Annotated in this window: 6 protein-coding genes and 1 pseudogene; 2 read left to right on the top strand and 5 right to left on the bottom strand. The window is 71.3% G+C overall.

Annotated elements, in window-relative coordinates; genetic code table 11:
* From TR46_RS45260 to TR46_RS00270, 3 genes and pseudogenes are all read right to left on the bottom strand, one after another.
* A pseudogene (locus tag TR46_RS45260) lies at positions 1-115 on the bottom strand (alpha/beta fold hydrolase); the annotation flags it as partial.
* A gap of 93 nt (positions 116-208) precedes the next feature.
* On the bottom strand, positions 209-742 hold the full coding sequence (locus TR46_RS00275; protein ID WP_174505076.1) for a TetR/AcrR family transcriptional regulator: 534 nt from the start codon (positions 740-742) through the stop codon (positions 209-211).
* 386 nt (positions 743-1,128) lie between these two features.
* Positions 1,129-1,614, bottom strand: a complete 486-nt coding sequence (locus TR46_RS00270) for an Lrp/AsnC family transcriptional regulator (RefSeq protein ID WP_042392150.1) — start codon at positions 1,612-1,614, stop codon at positions 1,129-1,131.
* Between the two features lie 81 nt (positions 1,615-1,695).
* Between TR46_RS00270 and TR46_RS00265 the strand changes: the two genes are divergently transcribed.
* Positions 1,696-2,943: a MalY/PatB family protein gene (locus TR46_RS00265; protein WP_042391714.1), complete on the top strand. Its 1,248-nt coding sequence runs from the start codon at positions 1,696-1,698 to the stop codon at positions 2,941-2,943.
* Between the two features lie 441 nt (positions 2,944-3,384).
* Complete coding sequence (locus TR46_RS00260) at positions 3,385-4,389, top strand: hypothetical protein (RefSeq protein WP_042391710.1); 1,005 nt, start codon at positions 3,385-3,387, stop codon at positions 4,387-4,389.
* A 241-nt stretch (positions 4,390-4,630) separates the two neighbouring features.
* Here TR46_RS00260 and TR46_RS00255 read toward each other — a convergent pair whose 3' ends face one another.
* Together TR46_RS00255 and TR46_RS00250 are read right to left on the bottom strand one after the other, a co-directional pair.
* Entirely contained in the window at positions 4,631-5,047 is a 417-nt protein-coding gene (locus tag TR46_RS00255) for a hypothetical protein (protein ID WP_042391709.1), read from the bottom strand.
* The gene (locus tag TR46_RS00250) at positions 5,044-7,044 is read right to left on the bottom strand and encodes a heavy metal translocating P-type ATPase (protein WP_042391708.1); all 2,001 of its coding nucleotides are present in this window, start codon (positions 7,042-7,044) and stop codon (positions 5,044-5,046) included. Before TR46_RS00250 ends, TR46_RS00255 begins: the two co-directional genes overlap by 4 nt.
* Positions 7,045-7,141 lie beyond the last annotated feature (97 nt).

Here is a 7,141-nt window from a genome sequence, read left to right as displayed (position 1 = left end):
GGAAGTGCTCGGCCTGCGTACGCACGGTGTGCAGCAGGACCACGGGGGCGCCGCTGCCGGCTTTGAGATAGCGCAGGGCCCCCTGGCCCGAGCGGGGAACGAGGGCGTGACTGGTGGCTCACTGACGCCCGTCACCCGCCGCACACGCCCGAGGGCCGACGCATCCCCGCACCTGGCCGCCCGCGGTGGTCGCCGCGGGCGCGGCGGATCACTCAGGAGCGTCCCGGCAGTCGGAGGGCAGCCCGATGGCCGTCAGGGTGTTGATCAGCATGCCGTGCGCGAGGAAGGCCGTGGCCTTGTCGGCATCCGCCCCCAGCGGCAGGCGCACGGTCTCCCACAGCCGCATCCAGCCGGTCCGGACGAGTTCGCCGAACTGGTCATCGCCCCGCGCCGTGGCGGCCGCTACGTGGACGTGTCCCTGCACCTGCATCAGCAGCGTCTCCGGGTGCTCCGACATCAGCCGGGCGTAGGCGCGCGCCATGGCCTGCAGGGCCCGCTCGCTACCCTCGGCCCCCTCGGCCGCCCGCTCGAAAGCCAGCCGAGTGTCCTCCATGCTCCGCGTCAAAGCCGCCACGAAGATCGCCCGCTTGCCCGGAAAGAGCCGGAACAGGTACGGCTGCGTGACACCGACCCGCTTGGCGATCGCCTCGGTCGTGGTCCCGTAGTAGCCCCTGAGCGCGAACTCGGCGACGGCCGCCCGGATGACGCTCTCACGTCGCTCCTGCGCACTGATCCTGCCCATGGCCGTCTTTCGCCGATGCCCATGGGAGGCTCTCCCACCAGGCCACTGGAAACCGATCGGTTTACTGTATCAGAAGGGTCCCCAGTGGTGCGAACCTCGGTGGGCACCGGGGTGATCCCTGCCAGGTGTTCCGCGACCTGCCCGGCCAGGACCTCGCCACCCGCCCTGCCAAGGCTGCCGCCGAGCACCACCAGGCCCGGCAGCACCATCACCACCTCGGCCGCCGCGGAATCACGCAGCCATCGAACCGCGCACCACAGCGCCAGGTCAGAGGCGCAACCAAGCAGGGGATCGTCAGCCGGGATCACTGGGGCCGGCCGACGGTGAGCGTGGCGTCTGCTGTCGAGGAGCAGCCCGAGCAGGCCCGCGCCGTCGGCGGTCGCGGCTCAGAAGCTCGGAGTCGGCGACGGCAGTTCGCGGGGCGGGCGGGCCGGCAGGGGCCGGGGATGCACGGCCTGTTTCATCACGATGGTCGAGTTGAGACCGCGCACGCCGGGCAGGTGGATCAACACGGACTCGTAGAGGTGCTGGTAGGAGTGCAGGTCGGCACTGACCACCCGAATCAGGTAGTCGGGTTCACCGAACAACCGCTGGGCCTCGACGACCTCCGGGACACCGGCGAGGGCCTCGTCGAACTCGGTCACCGCGTCGGGCCTGGTGAGGGTGGCGAAGAGCAGGACCTCGAACCCGTAGCCCAGGGCGCGGGCGTCGACGACGGCGCGGTACCCGCAGATGACGCCGGCCGTCTCCAGGTCCCGGACCCTTCGCTGGCAGCGGGAGACGCTGAGTCGGACCTTCTCGGCCAGCTCCGTGAGCGTGATCCTCCCTTCCGACTGGAGGAGGGCAATGATTTTGCGGTCCATGCTGTCCATGGGCAAAATTCTAGCGGCCAGATGCCGCGGCGGGGCAAAGATCACGAACATCTTGCCCCGTCATGCGGCTAGCATCCAGCCATGGCGACTGAAAACAACGCCCGCGGTTCGGCCCGGCAGGACGACGAACCGGGCCCGGCTGGGTCGATCTTCGACGCCGTGGTGGACCGCAGGCATTCCAACTCCATGAAATGGGCTCGCGCCCACGAGTTCCTGACGGCCGACGAGGCGGCTGCCGACCCGCTGCCGATGTGGGTCGCCGACACCGACTTCAAGGCTCCCCCGGTCGTGATCGACGCGCTCCACCAGGCCGTGGACCACGGCGTGTTCGGGTACCCCGGGGGCGCGACCGACAGCTACCTCGACGCGGTGACCAGCTGGCAGGCCAAGCGGTTCGGCTGGGAGGTGCCGCGCGAGTGGGTGCTGCAGACCTCGGGCATCATCACCACTCTCAAGACCGCGGTGCAGGCGTTCTCCGCCCCGGGCGACTCGGTACTGATCCAGCCGCCGGTCTACGCTCACTTCCACGACGACGTACTCCTCAACGGCCGTCACCTCGCCCTGGCACCGCTGGTGCGCGAAGGGAACGGCTACCGCTTCGACGCCCGGGTGTTCGAGGCGGCCATCCGCCCGGACACCAAACTGTTCATCCTCAGCCACCCGCACAACCCGACCGGAAACGTGTGGAGCGAGGAAGATCTGGTGGCCGTGGGCGAGATGTGCGCCCGACGCGGCGTGCTGGTCGTCTCGGACGAGGTCCACCAGGACCTCGTCGTCAACCCGGAACGGAAGCACATCCCGTTCGCCTCCCTCAGCGCGGACTTCGCCCGCAACAGCATCACGTGCACATCCCCGAGCAAGACGTTCAACCTCCCGGGCCTGCAGAGCGCCAACGTCTTCGTCCCCGACCCCCGACTGCGCGCCGAACTGGCACGCCAGTACGAACGCAATGTCTTCCCCCTGGTCAACGTGCTGGGCATGGTCGCCGCCGAGGCCGCTTACGCGCATGGTGAGCCGTGGCTGGAGGACATGCTCACCTACCTGCGCGGCAACCACTCCCGCTTCGCCGGAGCGGTCAACGCCGCCACGTCGAAGATCCAGGTGCTGCCCGCCGACTCGCTCTACCTGGCGTGGATGGACTGCCGCGGCCTGGGGATGGACGCCGCGTCCCTGGAGAAGTTCATGCTGACCCGGGCCCGCCTGTGGCTGGACGGGGGACGGAAGTTCGGCATTGAGGGCCACGGCTACATGCGGGTGAACCTGGGCTGCCCCCGCGCAACGGTCGACGAAGCAATCCGACGGCTCGTCACCGCAGTCGAGGGACTGTGAGCAGGGCGGCAACCCCTTCGTGTCCGTTCCGTGCCGACGGGTCCGGGCGGTGCGGAACGGCCGGCTTGACGGGTGTTTTCGAAGCCGACGTCGTCCGGTCCGCCGTTACCAAGGGGGCCGCCGAGCACAAGCCAGAACCCGCGGTCAGCAGACGACTTGGTAGATGAGGTGGGTCCCTGCCGGAGTCGTGATCACCTCGGTGCGTTCGAGGACGCCCGGTCGCGCTTCGACGTTAAGGTGATCGACGCACGGGTCAACCGGCCCAAGTGCTCTCGGTCATCAGGCTCTACGACCTGAGGACGCGCGGTTTGACGTACGCAGGCTGGGGTGGGAGCCCGCGTCGGCGGCCTCCTCGGGCGCGGCTGAACGCGGACACAGCGTGCAGGCGTTGTCGCGCGCGGCCCGAGCACACGCGACGACACAAGGCACCGTGGAGGACTGATGTCCCTGGACAACGACACCGCCGCGATCGGCGAGGACGGACAGCCGTCGCTCCTGGGCCGCGCGGCGCAGGCGGCCCAGGCGGGGAGGGAAGCGGTGCTGCGCGGCTCACGCAACGCGGCCCGCGGGCAGTGGGCCTACACCGCACTGACCTCTGTCGCGCCGCCGGCGATTCCGGTCACCGAGCCGTGGCGGCTGTCACTGGGGGTTCTGTTGGGGCGTCATCCGAGGACTCCGCAGCTCGCCCGTAGGGCGCTGGGGCTTCTCGACCGCTTCGGCGGTGTCCACCTGGGGCCGGCTGCGATGGGCTTCGACGGCGAGGAGATCGCTTGGGAGAAGATCGTGGAGATCCGCACCCGCAACGCCTTCGAGGTCATGACCACTCAGGCACTGGACCAGGAAGTGGACCGGCTGCGGGACCTGCTCCCGCCGGTGCCCGGTCGCAAGTGGGTGGTCACCAAGGCCGCCGAGGCGATAGCGACCGTGGTGCTGGCAGCGCTGGAGCGCGGCTCGGTCGACCAGCGCCTCGACGAGTTCGCTGTCCCGGTCGAGATCGTGCACCGGGGCCTCTTCGGCCAACAGAAGGTCCAGGTCGGTGGCCTGTTCGCCGTGGCGACACTGGCGGTCCTGGAGGAGGCGGCACAGAGCGTCGTCGCGACCGCCGGGCAGCACGGCGTCCCGGTCAGGCCGGCGACCCCCCTCGCCGTCACCAAACCCGACCGCGCGGCCCGCGTGAGCGACCTGCGCCGGCGCACCGATGCCATGGCCGAAAGACTCGCGCGTCTCCAGCAGGACACCCATGAGCCCCAGGCGGAAGGTCCGGAGTCCGCCAGGGATTCCGATCCCGCAGACGTGTCGGAGCCGGGTGTCGCCGCCCCACCTCCCCCGACGATCGTGGACGTGCCCGAGCCCCGCGAGGAAGCCATCGAGCTCGGAACACTCCGACCACGAGACGAGCCGACGGGCCAGGCGCCACACGACCCCCGGCTGGGCTGGCAGAACTGACCTGTACCCCGGCGGCTGGTTCGCCCCCGGGGTGAGCCAGGACCTGGCCGAGCACCCCACCCGGCGCGAATCAGGCCACCAAGACGCTGAATGCTAGGGGTGTTGGGCATGGCCAGGCGTCTCGCGCGCGCCCGGCGATGGCAGATCACCCGACGCCGATCCGCCGACGGTTCACCCCCGACAGGCCGAGGACAACCCCGGCAGCGCCGTCCGGCCGCTCGTTCGCAGAAGCCGCAGCCGCTCAGTCCTCCACGGCCTGGCGGACGCGGCGGGAGGGCAGGAAGGCGTACAGGTCGAGGATGTCCGGCAGGTCGGCGAGACCCGGTCCGCCGGCCTCGGTCCAGGCGGCGATGTCGGCGGTGGCGTCGCGGTCGTTCACCAGCCCCAGCCAGACCGGTCGGCCCCCGGCACGGCGGCCCTCCGGGGAGGGCTGCACCACGATGACATTGGCCTGCTCGTACGCGTCCAGGCAGTCCACCACCCGCACGCTCGCCCGGTCGGCCAACGCGGCGCGCAGGTCCCGCAGTTGTGCCGCGTGGTCCAGGCGGGGGATCTTCGGGGTGCCGCAGCAGCAGCCGCGGCACACGGTCACCGTGGGACGGGCCGCTCCCGCCCGCTCGGCAGGCACGGGCCTGGCGGCGCGGATGCGACGGCTCACCGGGCCGCCGTCGTCTCGGCCCCGGCGCGGCGCCAGGCGGCGTCACGCAGCAGCCGCAGGCCGTTCAGGCCCACGATCACCGTGGAGCCCTCGTGCCCGAGGACACCGAGCGGCAGCGGCAGATGTCCGACCAGGTCCCAGATCACCAGGCCGCTGATGAATACCGATGCGATGACGAGGTTCTGCACCACCAGCCTCCGGGCCCGGCGCGAGAGCGTGATGACGGTGGGGACGGTGGCGAGTTCGTCGCGGACGACGACCGCGTCCGCGGTCTCCAGGGCGAGGTCGGAGCCAGCCCGGCCCATCGCGATGCCGGTGTGGGCGGCGGCCAGCGCGGGGGCGTCGTTGACGCCGTCGCCGATCACCATCGTCCGGCGGCCGTTCCGCTCCTGCTCCGTGACGGCCGTGACCTTGTCCTGCGGCAGCAGCCCCGCACGCACATCGGTGATGCCGACAGCGGCTGCCAGGCGCGCTGCGGCGCTCGGGTTGTCGCCGGTGACCAGGATCGGGGTCTGCCCTGTCAGCGCGCCCAGTCGTGCGACCGTCGCCCCGGCATCCGCACGCAGTCGGTCGGCGATACCGAGCACGCCGACCGGAGTACCGTCGCGCAGTACGACCACCGCCGTGTAGCCGGTCTCCTCCAGCTCAGCGGCGACGGCTGCGGCGCTGGCCCGAGCGCCGGCTCCAGCCTGGCGGGCGACCTGCTCCAGCAGGCGCGCCGGGGCGCCGACCGCGACCTTGCGGCGCTCGACGGTGGCGGTGACGCCCACGCCGGGGGCCGAGGTGAAGTCCTCCGCCACGGCCAGCTGCAGGCCTTGGACGCGGGCGGCGTCGACGAGAGCGCGGGCGAGCGGGTGCTCGCTGGGGTGCTCGGCCGAGGCGGCGAGCGCGAGCAACTGGTCCTCGGTCAAGCCGCTGCCGACGAGCGCGCGCACGTCGGTGACGCGCGGGGTGCCCTCGGTCAGCGTGCCAGTCTTGTCCAGCGCGACGGCCTGCACCTGGCCCAGCTGCTCCATCACGACCGCCGACTTCACGAGCACACCGTGGCGTCCGGCGTTGGCGATCGCCGACAGCAACGGGGGCATGGTCGCCAGCACCACGGCGCACGGCGAGGCGACGATCATGAAAGTCATGGCGCGCAGCAGGGAGCCCGACAGGGCCGCGCCGAACGCGAGCGGGATCGCGAACACGGCAATCGTGGCGGCGACCATGCCCAGGCTGTAACGCTGCTCGACCTTCTCGATGAACAACTGCGTCGGCGCCTTGGTCTCCGACGCCTCCTCCACCATGGCCACGATGCGCGCGATCACGGAGTCGGAGGCGTCGCGCTCCACCCGAACCCGCAGCGCGCCGGTGCCGTTGAGCGTCCCGGCGAATACCTCGTCGCCCTCCTGCTTGGCCACGGGCAGCGGTTCACCGGTGATGGTGGCCTGGTCGACCTCGCTCGCGCCGTCCAGGACGCGGCCGTCCGCGCCGATGCGCTCGCCGGGGCGGACCAGGATCACGTCGCCGACCGCGAGGGCCTCGGTCGGCAGGGTCTCCTCTGCGCCGTCGGACAGCAGCCGGGTCGCGGTCGTGGGGGCGAGGTCGAGCAGGCCGCGCACGGAGTCGGCGGTCCGAGCGGTCGCCAGCGCCTCCAACGCGCCGGATGTGGCGAAGATGACGATCAGCAGCGCGCCGTCCAGCACCTGGCCGATCGCGGCAGCGCCGAGCGCGGCGACGATCATCAGCAGGTCGACGTCGAGGGTCTTCTCCCGCAGCGCGGTCAGCCCGGCCCATCCCGGCTCCCAGCCGCCGGCCGCGTAGCACAGCGCGTACAGCGGACCCCACGCCCACGCCGGGGCACCGGTCAGCTGCAGCGGCAACGCGACCAGGAACAGCACCAGCGCCGCAAGCGCCCAGCGCGCCTCGGCCAACGCCAGTACCCGCGTCCTACGCCGTGGCGCGGCGGGGGCAGCGGCCGGTGCGGCGGGTCGTTCGAGCAGGGTGGTCGACATCTGAGGCGCACTTCCCGGGAGAGGACAGCCAAGCGGAGGCACTGGCTACGGCCCCACTCACTATACGGGAACACTTGAATGTGTCTTCACGCGTTCT

Source organism: Streptacidiphilus carbonis, assembly GCF_000787775.1.
Classification (GTDB): Bacteria; Actinomycetota; Actinomycetes; order Streptomycetales; family Streptomycetaceae; genus Streptacidiphilus; species Streptacidiphilus carbonis.
Note: the sequence above shows the minus strand (reverse complement) of the source record. Positions and strands in the feature narration are given on the sequence as shown.